We start from the raw sequence: 18,662 nt of genomic DNA, 5'->3' as shown, positions 1-18,662 counted from the left end.
TCGCTCAACCTACCAGTATCGAGAGTTGAGCGGCGTCGAAACTCGGTTCATGGGGATCTTTTTTGCGCGCAAGTCCCTAAGCACACAAAAACGGGATGCAGCGACGCTACATCCCGTTTTTCGGTCTGAAGTTGAGGCCATAAAGGCGGGTGGGGGATTTTACTCTTCGTCGTCTTCATCCTCATCATCAGTGGGATAGACGAAACCTTTGGAACGACCAGTGAGCACCGACTTGCCTTGCGACAGGGCTCTTTGAGCTTGCAGCGCTGCTGTGTGCTTCCAATGCGCCTTGCGCTGATCCCGCTTACCCTTCGAGGTTTTCTTTTTGGGAACCGCCATAACTGCTAAAAATTTGACAACCTTTCAACTATACACCCTTTCTTCCAGCAAACAGCAATCCATTTTCGAGGAGAGAGACGAGGAGAGATTCGAGGAGAGAGAGGGGCGTAATTGCCGTCCGCACCTTGGGCAGATTTTCAGTACAGTAGTGATAGGTGATGCAAAGGCCGGATGCGACTTTTTGTTACAAAACGGCTTGTTTTGGAACGCTACGTCGCAAATTGTTACCAAGGTGAGAGTACGACATCGCTATGCTTCAAGATGCAAGATCGATTCGGTACTATCAGCGCATTACGGATGCTTTGGTAGACCATTGGAATCGGGGTTATCGCACCGACGAATTGCGCCTTTTCTCTCAGGGGTATATTTCTGCTCTGCGTCATGCCGATGCCCTGGAACCCTATCTCATTAATCGGCTCGAAGAAGAAGCCATGCGCTTTTTGTTGGATCCGTCCAACTTTTATGAGCCCGAACCAGAATTCGATCGCGACTATTATTAGGGCTGCGTCCAACCTATTGGTTGCGTGAACCAGCCACCCAGGGGACGGTTCCCTGCGGTCAAGGTCATGGTCAAGGTCATACTGTATCCGCTAAGTCAGTCGGGAACCGTCCCCTAAATACCGACCAATATTTTGGGTCGCGTGAAGCTTTAAAGCCCCAATCCAGTCCCCGAAGGGATGATTTTCTGTGATCAAGGCTATCTGGTATCGGCCCAGCCAATTGGGCACCGATTCCTAGAGGGCGTCGCGCACCAGCCACCCCACCACATCCACTGGCGCGGGCAGCATTTCTCCTCGAAAGTCGAGTAATTGCACGAGCAAGAGATAACCGATCGCTAGCAGCAGCGAGAGTGCCCCAGTAATAATTGCGACAATTTTGGAACGAGTCATGGTAGTTCGATTTCCGATACCCTACAATACGGCTCTTTGAAGTGCGATCGCGGCCTCATGTTCACCAGGTCGCGCCTGCCTAGTCCCAGCCTGACATAAAACGGTACTGCCATGACCGCTTCCGCTCCCAGCTTTGCTGACCCCCCGGTGGCCCCCACCGCCGCCATGGTCGAGACGTATCAGCTCACCAAGACCTATCGCACTGGGTTTTGGCTCAATCAATCGGTGACGCCGCTGCAACAGTGCGACCTGGCGGTGCAACCGGGGGAAACCTTTGGTCTGCTGGGGCCAAACGGCGCGGGCAAAACCACGTTGCTCAAATTGCTGTTGGGCATTGTGCGCCCCACCAGCGGACGCGGGACGCTACTGGGTCAGCCTCTGGGCGATCGCGCCGTCAAACATCGCATCGGCTATCTGCCGGAGAACCCCTACTTCTATGATTATCTGACCGGGCATGAGCTGTTAGCCTATACCGCTGGCCTGTTTGGCTTATCGGCAACTCAGCGACGGCAGCGCATCGCCGAGCTATTGGAGATGGTGGGTCTGGATGCGAAGGCGATCGCGAAAAAGCCCCTCAAACAATATTCCAAGGGCATGTTGCAGCGGGTGGGGTTGGCCCAAGCCCTGATCAACGACCCCGAGGTGGTGTTTTTAGATGAGCCGATGTCGGGCCTTGACCCGATGGGGCGCTTTCGGGTGCGGGAGGTAATTTTGGCCCTCAAGGCCAGGGGCAAGACCATCTTTTTTAACAGTCATGTGTTGTCCGATGTCGAGACGATCTGCGATCGCGTGGCGTTGCTCGACCAGGGCGAGCTGCTGTGTGCGGGCACCCTCGATGAGCTGCTGGGGCAGTCGAGCCAGTATCAAGTCTCGGGGCGCGGCGGCAACCTCGACATCCTGCAACAGTGGGTGCCTCAACTGCAATTTCAGCAGGGGTTGTGGCACGGCACCCTGAATGGGGCTCCCCATGATTTCATGTCGAGTCTGCGGGGCATGGGCGGCACTTTGGTCACGATGCGACTGGCGCGCCCGACGTTAGAAGACTTTTTTATCGATCGCATTAACCAGCGCCGCGAATCTTAGGGACTTGCGGGCAACAAAGCTCCCCCTGAACCGAGTTGCGACTCCGCTCCACTCTCGATACTGGTAGGTTGAACGCAGTCGAAACCGGCTTGATCGGGTTATTAATATAGTTGCCGCCCCTGAGCTGCGCGGATCTACGGATATTGCGTAAAAACACTGAGTTTCATCTTGTATTTTGATGTAACAAATGTTTTGACGGCTACTGATCGATTTGTTAGAAAGGGTGGGTACCTTCTGTTTAACGCCGCCCTTACAAAAGGTGGCATTTTGTAAAAGATTCGCTAAAATTCTTCAGGGTTTCAGGACGGCGGGTTGTGATTGCTAGAAAGCAGCCTCGCTATCATCTACAGGACTTCACACGCTGAGTCATTACAGGATAGGTTTGACGCTGGTTAGCTAGTATGGGAGCTGCCAGCGATTTTCGCAGTGAATGTTCTATTGATTTATCTCGGACTTGCTAATTGGGTGAGCCAACATGATGCCTAATCGTCACACATCCCCTCAATCCAGTCGTTTTCAGCGGTGGCTGAAGCCATTTATGCAGGGCGTTTTTCGATCGCTCTGGTGGTTTAGTGGACGGCGACGCCGCGCGACGGCCCGAGCGGGGTTTGTCTTTCCGACGACGCTGTTGCTCATCTTGATGGTGTTGCTCACGGCGAGCGCCCTGACGTTTCGCACCTTTTCGCGTAGCAGTCAGGTGATTAGCCAGCGCGAACAGCAGGTCATCTATAACGCGGCGACCCCGGCAATTGACCGGGCCAAGGCCAAGCTCGAATTTTTATTCACCCAAGATCCACGTCTGATCGGCGTACCCTCTAGCGACTACCTCGCCAACATGATGTTGCCTGATGCTGACCGCATCCCTGACACGGTGGGTGAAGACCTTGACTTATTAGATAGCCTCCCCGATCCCTATACACTACCGGGTGAAAAGCGACTCAACATTAACGGCACAGATAGCGATGGAGTTGCTCGTTTGGATAATGCCTGGGCCTTTGCTGCCGATGTGAATGGTGATGGCGAGATTGAGGAAGATGCCAACGGCGAGCCTACCGAGTGGGCAGCCTACTCAATTTTGGTGGATCATGAAGCCACTAACCCCGAAACGGGGAATGAAGTGAATTTGCAGGCGAAGGCGGATGACGAAAAAGCTGGTGCCCTCGTCACGCGCACCGGTCCCCTCGCGACTACACAGGCGATCGGGTCTTGTGGGGGTGCCGCCGTGGTCGAAGAAGGCTGGCAATCGGTTGACACCGTTGCTAGCTCCGACATTCAGAAAAACTTTCAAATTACGGCGTTTGTCTCGAATAATCGCGGCAACAATGTGGGGCAAACCTTTGAGAGCTTAGAGTTTCAGCAATCGCGGATTGCCTCGACGGTCAACAAGTGGGGCGCATGGTTCCGCTATGACCTCGACATTTTTCCGGGGGAAGATTTTAAGTGGAATGGGGCGATGCACACGGATGGCAGCCTCATCGTCGCCGATCAGATCGATTCTTACATGGTGACTTCCCACAATTCGTGTATATATAGCGAACTGGCTTCGGAAATCACCCTGGGCGCAGTCGAGTATGACGATGGCAGCACCTTCGAAGGACAGGCCATCAAAGGCCGCACCAAGGAAAATGACTACGGTGGCGCTAATGTTGAGTTTCACCTGTTTGCCGGCGATCGCACACCGCCCACTGCGGGCAGGAATTTAACCAACGCTAACGACTCGGTGGATGGCGGCAGTCCGTCGGAAGTGGCGATGAACCCCATCGCGCTATTTTTGCGGGATCGCTCTGAGCATATTAATCAAGCTGGTTGGAATCGTGATGCCGATTGGGAAGGTAGCGACATGGCGGCCCGGATTCGGAATGCGCCGGAAGATCGCCCCTTTGTCGATGACTTTTATCGGGCGGATAATCGGTGGGGGCCAAAACCTCGCTATGACCTCAGTAAGCCTCGGCTGAGTCTGGATAACAACACCACCGCTGTCACCACAGACGATCGCACTGTGGGTCAAGAAATTGACAACGGTGACGGTGACGAAGACTACGAAGAAACTCAACTCATTGCGGATGAAACCGGGCTCGACGGTTATTGGGAGCGGCAGGCCATTAAAGGTGGTTTGCGCGTAGTGGTCGGCGAGCGCCTGGAGTTGGGTAACGTCAATGGATGGGGCCAACTTCCTGCGGTTCCACCCGTGGGAGCGGGTTCTTTGAATGCGATTCCCGCACCTCCTGGCGACCCGCTGTATCCGCCTACTCAGAGCAAAACGGATCTGACTACCTTCACGGCTGATGAAGTGGGTAACCATGAATATCGGCAGCGGCGGACGCTGCGAGATAACCTGGCGGCAGTGCAGGGCATGGTGGTTTACCACTACGAAGGCCCTGGCGATATGGCCTCTGATGGTACATTTCCGGCGGCTTGTATGGCCCTCACCGCTCACCCCGGTACCCAACAGAGCATCATCAATAGCCGCACCTTTGATAACTACGATAATCTCGGGACGCTGAAGACAGATTTTTTCAGAGGTGAGGGCACGAATGGCTGGGAATTTAAGTATCATCCCGACTTTGATACTCCCAGTGAATTTAGCGATGAAGTCATTGGAACCGCACCTTTAGGCAAAGCACTGCGAAATCTCGCTTATTTCGCCGGTGATCCCCGAGGCGGTGCACCGTCCTTCCCGCCCGTTCAAGATGCCTTCGTGCATCCTTATCCTTTTCAGTCAATGTGGGGCGATTTTTCTGCCCTGCGGCGCATTATCGATGACGGCGGCTTAGCCTCGGCGGCTAGCTTTATTGCCCTCAGCCCAGCCGACAAGTCCACTGTTCACAGTGCGGCCTGCACCTTGGGTCTCCTGGCTTACAACGTCGATAGAGATATTGCTGAGATTGAGACGATTCTGGCTAATCCCCCCAGTTCCATGCAGAACGTTTCTGGGCAACTTGGGCAAAGCATCGGTCAGATCGCCACCTGTTTAAATGGCAGTGACCCTAACAACACTGGGGGCGGTGGTAACCCCTGCGGCGGTACAGGCAGCTTTGGTCTCGTCAATTTCTTGAAGGCCAGAGGTGATTTAAATGCCTCTGGAAGTACGATCTGGGTAGATCAAGACACTGACACCGTGATCACGGATGGCAACTTATGCCCGGCAAATGGTGGCAATGCTGATAAAAACGGCTTCCAGGCCAAATGTGACACCGCCGAATATTTTGCCGAATGGACACTGGATGACTGGCTGGCGCTCGTTGAAGAACCGGGCGTTATCCCCAGCCTTGCGGCTGGCGATGTAGACGCCATCTTGAACTTTAGTAGTCAAGTCAACTACTACACCTCTTTAATCAGAGACCGTGACCTTGGCTTTAGAGAAGGGCAAGGGCCTAACTCAGTCGCTTATGATCCTGGTGCTGGTTCGTTCGTCAACTACGACTATTCAACGGGGTTGACTGAACCAGTTGGGGGTTTCCTCAACGGTAATAACGATCTCGTATTCAAAGTCGGATGCGACCCGAACATCTTCCAAGCTCTGGCCGCTGGCGGTGGCGGTGGTGCAGATAACAACGTTGCTGCGGGTTTGATCGCCTGCTCAGAAATCGATGAATATCCGATCAAGTTTCCATCGCTTTATTACCTATTTCCTTTAGTCGATCACGATCACGACGGTGCCGACTACCATCAACAACCCACCGCCGAAGAGTATGTCAACGATCCTTATATCACTCGTACTGACGTCAATGGCGCTGGTAGTGGTGTCAACTATGCAGTTGTGCGCTCAGCGGCGACTGATGATCCCATTAAAGGGCTGGCTGACATTGCCGCTGTTCCCCGCGCTGCTAACCCTGCTGATGCGGGCAATGGCTGGGTATTGCCCGCTGCCGCCAATGCTTCTGGATTGACAGCTCCTAATAATGCTGGTCAGGTCTTCCGCATCCAAGTTCCGGCGGGTACGGGTATTGATGTGCCCTTCCTCGACAAAGGCATCTTCAATGGCCGCGAACAAATGGCCGTGCGGGTGCTCGACATCGATATTGAGGCCATCACCCAAAACCAAGTAGGTACGGGCGACTATTGGCTACCCTCCAAGCCCGATAACCCCGCTATAGATACCGACTTTGCGACCGAGGGTATCTTCTATGCCTTCCGCGAAGACGCTGTGCGTGAAGATGAAATCGTGCGCCCCGCTGGGGCCGGGACTAACTGCGCAGACCTGGATGGCACTAATTTCCGCGTCGTTACGCAGGCTGGCTGTCGCATGAACGCCATGCCAGGGCTAGAGCAAGACCCGCCCCTGCAAGACAACAACGTCAGCATTAAGCCCGTCGATTTTGCCCCTGATCCCGACCGTCGGCCCCACGGCTTCCGCTTCCGCACAGCCAGCGGTGCTGCGGCTGACTTTAGTGGCGGTGACCCTGCCACCGGTCGGCAAAACGGCATGACCTTCGTGTCAGACAATACCGCCTACATTCAGGGTGATTTCAACCTGCACAGTTCTGACGGCACAACGGCCAATTTACTCGAAGAGTTTACCGACACTTTAGATGGCGTCTATAACTTCGCCGAGTTCTACACCAACCGGACCGCCGACGAGTTAGATCTAGACAACTTTGCTAACCTGACCAACGATCACTGGCGACCCGTCGAGATTTTGACCGATGGCCTCACGGTATTGTCGGCTGACTTCCCTGATGGGGCGATCTCAGATGCCTTCTTGCTAGCCAACTCTCGTACCTCATCTTTCGCGTCCTTCAACCGTCCTTTGCGTGAGACTGCTAAATGGCTAAACCAAGTTCCTGGCGATAACACAACGCCTATCTGGATCGACCGTAACGGCACGTACTACCTGGACAATAGTGCTGGTGCTGGTATTGGGAAGTGGCAGCGCTATTTCCAAGCGTTTGCTGCCGATAATGCTTACATCAGCATGGGCGAAGAGAACGAGCGCAATGCCAATCAACCACAAGCGGTTGACACTTACGTGAACGCCACCTTTGTCGGCAGCATTGTGCCCGAACGCACCAACGAGTCCTACGGGGGGTTACACAACTATCCTCGCTTCTTAGAGCGCTGGTCCGATCGGGATCTGTTTATTAGTGGAGCCTTCATTCAGCTCAACTTCTCGACCTCGGCCACTGGCCCCTATGACCAACAAGCTTGGGAACCGGGCACCGCTCCCACCACCGCTGAGTGGTTCTATCACTACCAGCCGCCCGATCGCCGCTGGGGCTTTGATGTCGGCCTCTTATATGTGCCCCCGGCTCCGGCCGCCCGCCGCTTTGCCCAGTTAGGGCGATCGCGCAGCGAATACTATCGCGAACTCTCCGCCGATGACCCCTACATCAGCAACCTCCGTTGCGCCGTCGATGAGGATGGTGACGCCATCTTCCCCGACTTCTGTAACTAGCGCCCCCGCTATCGTTTCACTCCTGTTGGAAGGTGATTTCCATGACTAGCTCAGCTCACAATCCCAGTGCTCCCCCGGTGCGGGCCTTACCCGCCACCGGGCCAAACGAAGCGGGCCTCACCCTCATCGAATGCGTTATGGCGATCGTGGTGGTGGGGGTGGTCGGGGCAGTGATTGCCCCCATGATGGCGATTTCCGTCGCCACGCGAGTGCAAAGCCAAAAGGCCGAGCAGTCCCTCGCCCTCGCCCAAAGCGAGATCGATCGCGTCCGCATCATGTTCGAGCAGGGCGATCTGGCTAATTTGCCCACAGTGGTCACGGCCACTGAAGACCGCGCTCCCGAAGTCGATGGCCCCACAGGTCTCACCGATACCGCCACAACGTTGCGAGTCGTTGACGTTAATAACGATGGCGACGATGATTTTGTTGTCCAAAGCTATCTTGTGTCCAGAGTCGGTGCTGCCAATACCTTTGAAATGGGAGTGCGGGTCTACGATTTCGACGCGGTTGATACTGCCACGGGCGCTCTATCCACCGAGGAGGCCATGTTAGGCATGACCCAGGGAGGCCGCGCCCAAAACACTCAGGGCGATCGTTCAGAGCGGCCCAAAGCGGTGCTTTACACCAGCTTAGGTTCCACCGAAGGTGCCGACTCGTTGTGTAACTGGATCGATTACACCGACAACAGCCAGCTTGACTCTAATACTGCTGTCGCTGATCGCCCCGCTAGCTGTAATTAATGCCTGCTGCTTCCACTGCCTGATTTTTCGTCACCGCTCTTAGGGGTATTCACCATGCCTGCCAACCTCATCCACCACCTTTATCGTCGCTCGCGTCAGGCCCAACACCTGACCCAACGCGGGTTTACCCTGCTAGAGCTGTTAGTCGCGATCTTGATTGGCGGCATCATTACCAGCGGGTTGCTCTTCCTCGTCATTGAGATGCTCCAGGTCAACAACCGCGAAGAGCGTCTCACCCAAGCCCAGCAAGACATGCGCCGCGCCCTCGATTACATCGCCAGCGATGTCGGCGAAGCCGTATTTGTCTACAGCGACTTTACGACTGCCTACAATTTGTTGGGCCAGCTCGACGATGAGCCAGCAGGAGCAACTCCGGTATTGGCATTTTGGCGCTTAGACCCGCTATCGGATCAAGAGATCACTGACTTGAATAATTGCGATAATCAGCCTCCAGCGAATACCGACGAATGTGAAGCTTTGCTAGTTCGGCAAAATACATACACGTTAGTCGTCTATTTCCATCAAACTAACGATAACGTCGGCATCTGGGAAGGCCAGTCTCGCATTATTCGCTATGAGCTGCCCGCCTACGACGAAATCAGCAACAACACCCTCACGCGCAACCGGGGCTACGCCGACCCAACGGTGTTTATTCCTGGCTTGGCGACTAACACCTTCAATACCTTTGCTACTTGGCGAAAAGCCACTGGCGAAACCACTGACGGCAACACCGCAGTGCTTACCGATTTCGTCAACGTTGTTGATAACGGTAATGCTAGTACTCCCTGCCCCGATACCACCTTCGCTCGCACGCCAGCAGCGGGTACTGGTTTCAACAGTTTTTATACCTGCGTAGCTCAGCCTGACGCTGGTGTGGCTAACAGCCAAAACCTCAACAAGAGCTTGATTGTTTATTTGCAGGGGAATGCGGCTCAACTGGGCCGGAACCAAGTGGTGGGCCTGACCGAGAGCAGTAGCTTACCCACGCTAGAATCCCAGGTGCTCATTCGCGGGGTGATTCAAAACGCACCGTAATCGTCGTTTTTTTGAATGAACTGTTGTTTAATGCCGCCAATCGTTGAGTGAATCCCATGGTTTTTCCTGAATCGTCTAAGCAGCCTGATGCCACCGCTGGCTTCACCCTGATCGAAGTCTTGGTTGTGGTCATTATTATTGGGATCTTAGCCGCGATCTCGACCCCCAGTTGGCTGGCCTATGCCACCCGTCAGCGCGTCCGCGCCGTCGAAACCGACCTGGTGCAAGTGCTGAGACAGGCCCAACAGGAAGCGATCTCGCAGCGCACCCGGATCACCGTAGAAATTAGGGAAGAAGTGCCACCCGATGAGCCCGATCTTCCCACTGTCATTACCGATGGTGTTAAAGAAAGGCTCGGCCCGAATGAACTTCGGGACGGCATGATCACCTTAGCCGCTAGCTCGCCCTTGGCCGCAGCCACCCCTGACGACGTGAATTCCATCACCTTTGACTACCAAGGCATGGTGCGTTTAGATCCCGATGGGGTTCCCCAAGCTTTACCCTTTGTCGTGCAAATCAACCCGGCCAACAACGACAACATCCAGGCTTGCGTCGTGGTGACGACGATATTAGGTGGCACCATGTCCTTTGAAGACGCCACCTGCGCCAACGATGCCGCCGCCTGGGAAAATGCTTTTTAAGCAGGCCGTTGTGCATGAATAGACCCCCGGTTTTTGTCAAAAACCGGGGGTCTGAGGGTTTTGGGCCGATCGCTCCTAAAGACCCAGTTCGGTGAGGCGATCGCTAAAGTCAGCCCAGGGAATATCCCGTTCCAGATACTGCGGATTGTCTGGGTTGTAGGGGCCTTGCAGGCGATCGACAGTCTCAATGACCGCGTCCTCGGCCAAAACGGGCACTTCCGGATCCGCCGCCGTCGGATTCACCAGCGAGCTGGAAAAGCCGCGAAACACAACCACAAAATCCTCCTCGCCATTGACTTGAGCATTGAGCATCAACACCTCTTGAGGAAAGCGAAAGGTGTATTGTTCGAGTCGTTGGATCGGGAGCATGGTAGTCATTACGCGATCGCCCTGAACTTAATTAACGTCAGTTCGGGTTAAGCCCAAACCGGTTACGTTCCCCTCTTGGGAGGGGCGAATGGGGTGGGTAAGCCGCTGACCGACCCACCCCGTTCTGCTTAGTTAATCGCGGAGCGGCCCTGACGCCCCAGTCGCACAAACACAAAGTAGCCCAGCACCAGCAAATAAATCAGCAGGCCCACGATGCCGAAGAACGCGAGAAAACCATTGGTGTAGCCGCCATGGAGCATTTCTTTGTACAGCAGGGGGGGCTGTAGCCACGTCTGGCAAGCGGCCCCGGCAAACTGACCGCGTGAAAATGCACAGGGGATGTACAGCGCCAAAAACACCGCCCCGGCAGCGCTGTAGAGGCTGACCGCCCAGCGCCAGGCCACAAACACAAATCGCAGCACTGAGTTAGGTTGTTCACGAATCTCTTCGTTGAGATCTTCCCAAAACCACAGGCTGAGCGGAATCAAGATACGCGCCATCAGCCCGGTCAGAAAGCTAAACGTCAAGCCGCCAATCATTAGATACACCGTGATCATCAGCAGACTCGCCACACGCCAGTAGATGGTCAACAATCGCTGGATACTTTCGTTTTTTTGCACAAACGCCCAAATCAGCAAAATCAGGGGCAAAAAAACCGTGAAGAGTACCGCAATCCGATAGTCTGCCCAGACGAATTTCTCTAACGACCACATGGCAGCGGGTTCAGTAGCAGCAAGCAGGGGGGGCAGAGTCAGCATTGATGGCGGGGAATGACAGCTCTAATAGGGTATCACTGTGGCTGGGTGTGAGGGTGGCTGGGTGTGAGGGTGGTTGGGTGTGAGGGTGGTTGGGTGTGAGGGATTGCTTGAGTAGAGCGATCGCCCCTCTCTACAATGAATGACATCCCCGTTGACCGCGTTCTCTATTCCTCATTGGTTATGACTACGGCTCCCGTCACTCGACCGACCTCAAAAACCTTCAAAAAACTCCAGGCGTGGCTGCGATCGCAGGTGGGTAAAGCCATTGAAGACTACGGCATGATTCAAGACGGGGACAAAGTGATGGTGTGCCTGTCCGGTGGCAAAGACTCTTACACCCTGTTGGACATGCTGATGAGTTTGCAGCGCCGCGCCCCCGTGCAGTTTGAGCTGCTGGCGGTGAATCTGGATCAAAAGCAGCCGAATTTTCCCGCCCACGTACTGCCGGAGTATTTGAGCCAACTAGGGGTGCCGTTCCGCGTTGTGGAGCAAGACACCTACAGCGTGGTGCAGCGGGTAATTCCGGCAGGCAAGACCATGTGTGGCCTCTGTTCGCGGCTGCGGCGGGGGGTGTTGTATCGGGTCGCAGCGGAGGAAGGGGTGACGAAAATTGCCCTGGGTCATCATCGCGACGACCTGGTGGAAACGTTTTTCCTCAACCTCTTCCACGGGGGACGCATGAAGGCGATGCCGCCCAAGCTGCTGACGGACGATCGCCGCCACATTGTCATTCGTCCCCTCGCCTACTGTCCAGAAAAAGACATCGCTCGGTATGCCCGCCAGCGGCAGTTTCCCATCATTCCCTGCACTCTCTGCGGCTCCCAAGACAATTTACAACGGGTGCAGATCAAGCAAATGCTGACCCAGTGGGAACGGGAATCGCCGGGGCGGGTGGACTCGATTTTTCGTAGCTTGCAGCACGTTTCCGAGAGTCAGTTGGCCGACCCGCAGCTCTTTGACTTTCAGGGCTTGGAGGCATTGCGATCGCCCCAGACCGCCCCCGCAGAGCCCCCCGAAACCGATGCTGCGCCCCTGCCGTGGGAACTGTGAAGCTTTTGGCGTGGCGATTGCCCCCCCACGGCTGAACACGTAACCCCGTTGCCCCAAAAATCTAACCTTGTTAGGGGACTAACCGGTCAGGGAACTGTTAGGGGACGGTTCCCTCGGACTATTCCTGACTGTCTCGGTTGATCCGACAGGGAACCGTCCCCTCGCCCGTCACCCCTTGCCCCCCGCCCCTCGCCCGTCACCCCTTGCCCCCCGCCCCTCGCCCGTCACCCCTCGCCCGTCACCCCTCAGCGGCCATTGTCCTGCGGATGCTGCTGGGGCGGTATGCACCAACTTAGAAATACCTGCCCCGATCGCCAGTTCCAGAAACCAACGGGGCCGATATAGTGTCCCTAAGTCTCCATTGCTGACTTCGGTGCCCTGCCATGAACCCGCTCAAAATTGTTTCCCTACTGCCCAGCGCGACAGAAATTGTGCACTGCCTCGGCCTGACGGAGTATCAGGTCGGGCGTAGCCATGAGTGCGATTTTCCAGCGGCGGTGACCGCGCTGCCCACCTGCACTGCGCCCAAATTCAATCCCGAGGGCACCAGTGGCGAAATCCACGATCGCGTGACCCAGCTACTGCAATCGGCGCTGAGTGTTTACCAAATCAAGACCGATGTGTTGCAAGCGCTGCAACCGACCCACATTCTGACCCAGGCCCAGTGTGAAGTCTGTGCCGTCAGTCTGCCAGAGGTGGAAGCGGCGGTAGCTGCCCTCACCGGCCTATCGCCCCAAATTTTGTCACTGCAACCGAATCGTCTGGAAGAGGTGTGGGGTGATATTCGTCAGGTGGCGATCGCGCTGTTGGGGGATGCTGGAGCGGCCAGGGCGGAGGCGGCGATCGCGGCCCTCCAAGCCCGCGTTGACCGCTGCCAGCAGCAGGTGGCAACGGTCTCTCACCGCCCCACGGTAGTGTGCATCGAGTGGCCCGATCCGCTGATGTCGGCGGGCAACTGGGTGCCGGAATTGGTGTCCCTGGCGGGGGGACGGGCGCTGCTGGCCCAAGTCGGTCAACATTCCCCGTGGATTACCTGGAATGATCTCGTTAAGACTGACCCCGAAGTGATCATTTTGATGCCCTGTGGTTACGACATGGCGACGACGATCCGCGAGAGTCGGGGGTTACGCGATCATCCCTATTGGTCTATGCTCCGGGCCGTCAAGACGGGGCGCGTGTATGTCACCGACGGCAATCAATATTTCAACCGTCCGGGGCCGCGCTTGGTGGATTCTTTGGAAATCTTGGTGGAAATTTTGCATCCCCAGCGGGAACTGGCGCGATATGAGGGGCTGGGCTGGCGATCGCTCCACGACTGCCTGACGGTAGCCTCGGCAGAATGAACCCTTGCCCTCAATGCTCGTGACCCAGTTGACAGTCGCGATCGCATGAAATGAAATGAAAGCAAAGTTTTGGAACCTTCCGAGCACTCTGTGCGTAGATTGGAGGGAAATCAGAACAGGGTGCTACATCAGGATTATTGCCGCTGGGAAGGTTAGGAGAAACCCCGAAATTGTCATGCGAACGTGATGGCACGGTTCTGGCAACTTTGCCTGATGGTCACTTCCCCGAAATCCCGTCATTGCATGTGTATTGACATTACAGAGTCCTCCATGAGTAGTCGCCCCCTATGATTAAGCTTAAAAATCTGCAACTAGGTCAAAAATTTACGCTCTTGCTCACGTTAGTCTTCTTAGGCGGCGTGCTGGCCAGTGGTGTGGCCCTCTCTTCGGTGCTCAATCGCGGCACCCAAGGCCAACTCACCACCAACGCCCTCATGCTAATGGAAACCATGAACGCCATTCGCGGTTACACCAGCGAGCAGGTGCAACCCGAAATTGCGGATCGGCTGGACGAAGAATTTCTCCCCGAAAGTGTGCCCGCTTATTCCGCCCGCGAGGTCTTTGAAACCTTTCGCCTGAACCCGAACTACAGTGACTTTTTTTACAAAGAAGCAACTCTCAACCCCACTAACTTGAGGGACAAGGCTGATGCCTTTGAGACCGAACTCGTCAACAGTTTTCGGGCCAATCCCAACAGTGCTTCAGAAGTCAGTGGCTTTCGCAGTACCCCAGCGGGAGATCTCTACTACATTGCTCGCCCCATCAAAATTACTCAGCAAAGCTGTCTGGAATGCCACAGTACCCCAGCGGCGGCCCCGGCCAGCATGATTGAGCGCTATGGCTCCGAAAATGGCTTCGGTTGGGAATTGGATGAAATCGTTGGGGCACAAATGATTTCCGTCCCCGCCGAACGAGTCGTGCAGGCCGCCAGACAGTCTTTAGTGCTGATTTTAGGAATCTTTATCGTGGCGTTTGCGGTGGCGATCGTCCTGGTCAACCTATGGCTCAAGCGCTTCGTGGTTAAACCGCTGAACCGCATGGCAATGGTGGCCGAGGCCGTCAGCATGGGCGATACCGAGGCCGAATTCACGCAGGACTCGCAAGACGAAGTGGGCAAACTGGCCGAAGCGTTTAACCGCATGCGCTTGAGTTTGCAAATGGCGATGAAACGGTTAGAGCGCTATCGCGAGGGGCGACGCAGTGGTTCTTCGTCTAACGACTTATCCCAGTAACTGCTGTTGAAATTCCTGCGCCTTTTTGGGATCAGGAATTTCAGTTGCCAACTGCGCGACAAAATCGGGCCGTTGGAGGTGAGCATAATCGGCCAGCGCATCCTCAATCAGCATCGCCGCCATCGGGCCGACACAGCGGGTTAGCGCCTGTTGGCATTGGTGGATAAAGTCTGGACTCAAGCCTGCTCCAGTCTCATCATTGGTTGACGGCTCACCACTGATGCTAGGACTGGAGGGGAACCCTGAAGCGCGGCTGTGGCCCTGGCTGATGGAGCGGGCTGCACTCGTGGCTCCCTGCGATCGCGTCAGCCCCGAGCGACTCACCTGACTAGTAGGATTGGCCGCTGCACTCGATAAATGAATACTGCTGACAAACTGCTCTGCCTGTTTGCCATCAGACAGTTGTGACGCCAAAATTTCCACCAATTCGTGGGGACTGGCATCCGGATATTGATCGATCGCGTCTTCAATAATGAGGGTCGCCATCGGGCCGATGCAGCGGGTCAACTCCTCTCGACAGCGAGAGACAAACGCCTCATTTTGCAGCAACGAAGTCGAACGAATGTGCATCGGTGCATTAAATTCCGGGGCCGCTTGGGGATCCGGCGACAGATCAATGCGCGTCATAGTGAGCATCGACTGCGGCAGGGGGGAACTGACTTCTTCGACCCCGAGCAGCGGCGTGAGGGCTTCGAGCACCGCCAACGCCGACTGAAACCGCTCCTGCGGCTGACGATGGATCAGCTGGCGCAGCAACATCGCAAACGAGGAGCTGATCGCCACCTGCTGTTCCCATTGCCAATCGAGGGTATGGCGATTCATCAATTCGCGCGGATAGCGTCCGGTGAGCATGACGATCGCGGTCACCCCCAACGCATACAGATCACTACACGGAAAGCATTGGCCTAGTTGAATCTGCTCCGGCGGGGAATAGCCAAATTTGCCCACCACCGTGGCCGTGCGCGGTGCATCCTCGTCTTGCTCGTCTTCGCCCGACAAAATCTCATTCATGGCATCGTTGACCAGCCCAAAGTCGATGAGAATGGGCAGGTCGCGTTCGCGGCAATACATGACATTGTCCGGAGAGATATCGCGATGCACGATATTTAAGCCATGGAGATACTCCAGCACTTGCAGCATATGAATCAGCCAGCGCTTAATCTCAGGTTCAGTGAAGGTCTGGCCGTTGCGCTTACGCTCTTTGAGCAGGTGCGAATAGGTGACGCCGTCGATGTACTCCTGCACGATAAACAGGCGTTGCTCTTGGGTAAAGCCCGCCAGAAACTTGGGCACCTGAGGATGGTTGATTTGATACAGCGTTTTGGCTTCGCGCTTGAAGAGATCCAGGGCTTTTTGCAGCGATCGCTTCGACGCATTGCGGGGAAAAAACTCCTTCAGGACACACGCTTCCCCAAATCGCTGGGAATCTTCGACCAAATATGAGCGGCCAAACCCCCCTTGGCCCAGTACCCGCTGAATCACATAGCGACCTCCCACCTTACTGCCCGGCCCCAGCTTGGCTCGGGACGAACCCGCATGATCAGGCTCTCGCCGGGTCGCCTCTGAGGAGATCACCGACTCTTGGTAGGTCGCGGTGGCATCATCGGTCGCCGCTTTGCCATGAGGGTCAATATGGTAAGCCGGTTGTGGTTCCTGAATATTTTTAAGTTGCAGCGGGCCAGCGTAGGTCGCGTTCAGCTCCACTCGCGATTTCACCACATCGTAAGCAATCTGTGAGATGCAGATGCCCCCTGGGTGAGCTTCGGTTTGCAACCGGGCCGCAATGTTGACCCCATTGCCCATCACATCGCCATCTTTAAAGAAGACATCCCCCAGGTGCACGCCAATGCGATGTTCGAGGCGCTGCTCTGGGGGAATGGCCTGGTAGGCATCGGCCAGTTGATGCTGCATTTCTAAACTACAGTGCACCGCCTGCACCGCACTCGAAAAACACATCAGCAGCCCATCGCCCGTAGACTTAATCATCCGTCCTTCGAACTGTTGACACAAGGATTCCATTAGCCCCAAGTCACGATGAATCAGGCTGAGGGTATTCTCCTCATCAATCGACATGCGGGCACTAAAGCCCACCGCATCGGTCAACACGATCGCTGCGAGGGTTCGCTGTCCTTGGGAGTTGTCAGGTATCGGATAATTCATACCATTGGGAAAAATATGCCACCTATCGTCAGGGCCTTTACTCAAAAGGCTCTGCTACTAATCAGATGCTTCAACCCTGAGCTGCCGATTTACCTACAAATTGTGTAGGACAGTCAAAAAACTGGGCCTGCGTACCCGTTACGCCGATCGTCGTCAATCCGTAACTGCCACAGTTATTGATCAATTTACGACTACCGTAACGTAAGCCGCTGTGATTGATGTCAGTATGGAGCCAGTTTCATGGAATTTTACGGGTGTCCTCAGCGAAATTCTGATCACATGACAAGCCCGTGATGTCGCTGCCAGATCGATTTTGGCATTGAGTTCAGATGGCCCGTCATTTTCTTCTGCCAGCCGATGTCCCAGCAGCGATCGTTGCTTGACGCCCAGCTGAGCAACCCGCCGTTTTTAGCAACCCGCCGTTTGCGGCGTGGTCACAGATGCTCGTTTTCCGGCGATAGCTTTTCTTGGGGGAGCGGCCTTTATGGAGCCGCCTCTTCCGCCGCTGACCCTTCGCCCGGCATCGTCAAGACCGCTGGTTGCTCTCGTACACGATCTTCCAGGGGGCGCACTTTGTCCACGAGCTGAATGAGTTGGTCAAAAGTCGGAGGTGCGGCGTTGGCGATATAGCCGGCATCGGAGGCGACGCTGGCCGGGGCCGCCTGCATGGCGTCCTCAATGAGTCGCTGCTGGTTGCGATCGATCGCGGGACTGAGCAACACCGCGCCGTTGTTGATCGTGCGGCTCTCATGCAGCACCCGCAAAGTATTGGCGTCAAACTCATTGCGATATTGTTGATAGTCTTCTTCTGAAAGCGCGCCAGCCGCCACGTCGCCCTGAGCAAGCCACTCTAGAACCGTCTTGGGCGTCGGCGCAAAGCGAATTTCGGCAAAGGTCAACCCATACAAGTCGTATAGCGGTAGGTAGTAGCCGGTGGCCGACCCCGGCTCACCTAATGCAATCACTTCATTCGCCAAATCAGACAAAGACTCAGCGGTGCTATCAGCGGGGACGACCACCACCGATCGCTGTTTTGGGCTGCCCTGCAACGGAAACAGGGGAATGTATTGCGCATCCTCGACGGCGATCGCGGCCAACCCTGCCGGAGCAAAAGCCAAATCCCACGCTTGGGCCTGAATCTGCTCCACTGCCCGCAGTTCGTTAAACACGGGTTCTAGCTCGATCTGAGCCCCCAAAGCTTCGCTCAGATAGTTTTTGAGCGGCGTGTAGGCATCGACCGAGGCTGCCGCCCCCGTATCGTAGCTAACGAGACCGATGACCAAACGGCTGGGGCCGCCGGAGGGAGCGGATCGCTGATTACACCCCGTCAGGTTGAACAGGAGCGCCAAGCAAACTCCAATGAGTCCCCAGCCGACCAATTGCCGCCGTTTCATAAGCTTATTTGTCAGCCTAACTGAACGACTTCATTGTGCCGGGTTGAGGCGCAATAACCCGCTAAGTCAATAAATTTTTTCATGCTGGTGGGTCGCCTGACTTGTCGGCATCCAAGGGGCAGCGCGACCAGGCGGCGCTATAGCAAGACTTCTTCGAGTTTGTGTTGCTCCCAAAGCTGTTGGTAAAGGCCGGGTTGGCGGACGAGTTCGCCCCAGCCAACTTTCGTGAGACA

Annotated in this window: 15 protein-coding genes; 9 read left to right on the top strand and 6 right to left on the bottom strand. The window is 55.5% G+C overall.

Translation table 11 applies throughout. The features are described 5' to 3' along the window. Window positions 1-159 precede the first annotated feature (159 nt). Complete coding sequence (gene rpmF / locus JUK32_RS02335) at window positions 160-339, bottom strand: 50S ribosomal protein L32 (protein WP_204137241.1); 180 nt, start codon at window positions 337-339, stop codon at window positions 160-162. Window positions 340-590: 251 nt separating this feature from the next. Here rpmF and JUK32_RS02330 point away from each other — a divergent pair, with 251 nt between their 5' ends. After that, complete coding sequence (locus JUK32_RS02330; protein ID WP_204137240.1) at window positions 591-839, top strand: DUF6761 family protein; 249 nt, start codon at window positions 591-593, stop codon at window positions 837-839. 234 nt (window positions 840-1,073) lie between these two features. Here JUK32_RS02330 and JUK32_RS02325 read toward each other — a convergent pair whose 3' ends face one another. After that, window positions 1,074-1,229, bottom strand: a complete 156-nt coding sequence (locus JUK32_RS02325) for a hypothetical protein (protein WP_204137239.1) — start codon at window positions 1,227-1,229, stop codon at window positions 1,074-1,076. Window positions 1,230-1,340: 111 nt separating this feature from the next. On the opposite strand from JUK32_RS02325, the gene JUK32_RS02320 reads away from it, so the two are divergent. The 5 genes from JUK32_RS02320 to JUK32_RS02300 all read left to right on the top strand — a co-directional run bounded on the left by JUK32_RS02320 (window position 1,341) and on the right by JUK32_RS02300 (window position 10,123). Continuing rightward, window positions 1,341-2,312: an ABC transporter ATP-binding protein gene (locus tag JUK32_RS02320; protein ID WP_204137238.1), complete on the top strand. Its 972-nt coding sequence runs from the start codon at window positions 1,341-1,343 to the stop codon at window positions 2,310-2,312. A 475-nt stretch (window positions 2,313-2,787) separates the two neighbouring features. Beyond that, the gene (hpsA, locus tag JUK32_RS02315; protein WP_309224469.1) at window positions 2,788-7,707 is read left to right on the top strand and encodes a hormogonium polysaccharide biosynthesis protein HpsA; all 4,920 of its coding nucleotides are present in this window, start codon (window positions 2,788-2,790) and stop codon (window positions 7,705-7,707) included. A 41-nt stretch (window positions 7,708-7,748) separates the two neighbouring features. Further along, window positions 7,749-8,447, top strand: coding sequence for a hypothetical protein (locus tag JUK32_RS02310; RefSeq protein ID WP_204137236.1), 699 nt, complete (start codon window positions 7,749-7,751; stop codon window positions 8,445-8,447). 54 nt (window positions 8,448-8,501) lie between these two features. After that, window positions 8,502-9,482 carry a prepilin-type N-terminal cleavage/methylation domain-containing protein gene (locus JUK32_RS02305; RefSeq protein ID WP_204137235.1) on the top strand — a complete coding sequence of 327 codons (981 nt, stop codon included), beginning with the start codon at window positions 8,502-8,504 and terminating at the stop codon, window positions 9,480-9,482. Window positions 9,483-9,538: 56 nt separating this feature from the next. Further along, window positions 9,539-10,123, top strand: a complete 585-nt coding sequence (locus tag JUK32_RS02300; protein ID WP_204137234.1) for a Tfp pilus assembly protein FimT/FimU — start codon at window positions 9,539-9,541, stop codon at window positions 10,121-10,123. Window positions 10,124-10,198: 75 nt separating this feature from the next. Here JUK32_RS02300 and JUK32_RS02295 read toward each other — a convergent pair whose 3' ends face one another. After that, window positions 10,199-10,501: a hypothetical protein gene (locus tag JUK32_RS02295; protein ID WP_204137233.1), complete on the bottom strand. Its 303-nt coding sequence runs from the start codon at window positions 10,499-10,501 to the stop codon at window positions 10,199-10,201. 119 nt (window positions 10,502-10,620) lie between these two features. Further along, window positions 10,621-11,250, bottom strand: coding sequence for a DUF3177 family protein (locus JUK32_RS02290; protein WP_239112246.1), 630 nt, complete (start codon window positions 11,248-11,250; stop codon window positions 10,621-10,623). A gap of 180 nt (window positions 11,251-11,430) precedes the next feature. Between JUK32_RS02290 and ttcA the strand changes: the two genes are divergently transcribed. From ttcA to JUK32_RS02275, 3 genes are all read left to right on the top strand, one after another. Next, the gene (gene ttcA / locus JUK32_RS02285) at window positions 11,431-12,300 is read left to right on the top strand and encodes a tRNA 2-thiocytidine(32) synthetase TtcA (protein WP_204137232.1); all 870 of its coding nucleotides are present in this window, start codon (window positions 11,431-11,433) and stop codon (window positions 12,298-12,300) included. 383 nt (window positions 12,301-12,683) lie between these two features. Then, on the top strand, window positions 12,684-13,643 hold the full coding sequence (locus tag JUK32_RS02280; RefSeq protein ID WP_204137231.1) for a cobalamin-binding protein: 960 nt from the start codon (window positions 12,684-12,686) through the stop codon (window positions 13,641-13,643). A 287-nt stretch (window positions 13,644-13,930) separates the two neighbouring features. After that, window positions 13,931-14,875: a DUF3365 domain-containing protein gene (locus JUK32_RS02275; protein ID WP_204137230.1), complete on the top strand. Its 945-nt coding sequence runs from the start codon at window positions 13,931-13,933 to the stop codon at window positions 14,873-14,875. Here JUK32_RS02275 and JUK32_RS02270 read toward each other — a convergent pair. Both JUK32_RS02270 and JUK32_RS02265 read right to left on the bottom strand, forming a co-directional pair. Beyond that, entirely contained in the window at window positions 14,864-17,035 is a 2,172-nt protein-coding gene (locus JUK32_RS02270; RefSeq protein WP_204137229.1) for a protein kinase, read from the bottom strand. The two genes, JUK32_RS02275 and JUK32_RS02270, sit on opposite strands and share 12 nt — an antisense overlap. Before the next feature lie 482 nt (window positions 17,036-17,517). Further along, the gene (locus tag JUK32_RS02265) at window positions 17,518-18,429 is read right to left on the bottom strand and encodes a phosphate/phosphite/phosphonate ABC transporter substrate-binding protein (RefSeq protein WP_204137228.1); all 912 of its coding nucleotides are present in this window, start codon (window positions 18,427-18,429) and stop codon (window positions 17,518-17,520) included. Between the last annotated feature and the right edge of the window lie 233 nt (window positions 18,430-18,662).

This window comes from Halomicronema sp. CCY15110, from assembly GCF_016888165.1.
Taxonomy (GTDB): domain Bacteria; phylum Cyanobacteriota; class Cyanobacteriia; order Phormidesmidales; family Phormidesmidaceae; genus Halomicronema.
Note: the sequence above shows the minus strand (reverse complement) of the source record. Positions and strands in the feature narration are given on the sequence as shown.

Coding starts and splice junctions, on each gene's coding strand:
- JUK32_RS02300 (WP_204137234.1), top strand. CDS start 9,539: ATGGTTTTTCCTGAATCGTCTAAGCAGCCTGATGCCACCGCTGGCTTC.
- ttcA (WP_204137232.1), top strand. CDS start 11,431: ATGACTACGGCTCCCGTCACTCGACCGACCTCAAAAACCTTCAAAAAA.
- rpmF (WP_204137241.1), bottom strand. CDS start 339: ATGGCGGTTCCCAAAAAGAAAACCTCGAAGGGTAAGCGGGATCAGCGC.
- JUK32_RS02320 (WP_204137238.1), top strand. CDS start 1,341: ATGACCGCTTCCGCTCCCAGCTTTGCTGACCCCCCGGTGGCCCCCACC.
- JUK32_RS02325 (WP_204137239.1), bottom strand. CDS start 1,229: ATGACTCGTTCCAAAATTGTCGCAATTATTACTGGGGCACTCTCGCTG.
- JUK32_RS02270 (WP_204137229.1), bottom strand. CDS start 17,035: ATGAATTATCCGATACCTGACAACTCCCAAGGACAGCGAACCCTCGCA.
- JUK32_RS02305 (WP_204137235.1), top strand. CDS start 8,502: ATGCCTGCCAACCTCATCCACCACCTTTATCGTCGCTCGCGTCAGGCC.
- JUK32_RS02280 (WP_204137231.1), top strand. CDS start 12,684: ATGAACCCGCTCAAAATTGTTTCCCTACTGCCCAGCGCGACAGAAATT.
- JUK32_RS02310 (WP_204137236.1), top strand. CDS start 7,749: ATGACTAGCTCAGCTCACAATCCCAGTGCTCCCCCGGTGCGGGCCTTA.
- JUK32_RS02290 (WP_239112246.1), bottom strand. CDS start 11,250: ATGCTGACTCTGCCCCCCCTGCTTGCTGCTACTGAACCCGCTGCCATG.
- JUK32_RS02275 (WP_204137230.1), top strand. CDS start 13,931: ATGATTAAGCTTAAAAATCTGCAACTAGGTCAAAAATTTACGCTCTTG.
- JUK32_RS02295 (WP_204137233.1), bottom strand. CDS start 10,501: ATGACTACCATGCTCCCGATCCAACGACTCGAACAATACACCTTTCGC.
- JUK32_RS02330 (WP_204137240.1), top strand. CDS start 591: ATGCTTCAAGATGCAAGATCGATTCGGTACTATCAGCGCATTACGGAT.
- hpsA (WP_309224469.1), top strand. CDS start 2,788: ATGATGCCTAATCGTCACACATCCCCTCAATCCAGTCGTTTTCAGCGG.
- JUK32_RS02265 (WP_204137228.1), bottom strand. CDS start 18,429: ATGAAACGGCGGCAATTGGTCGGCTGGGGACTCATTGGAGTTTGCTTG.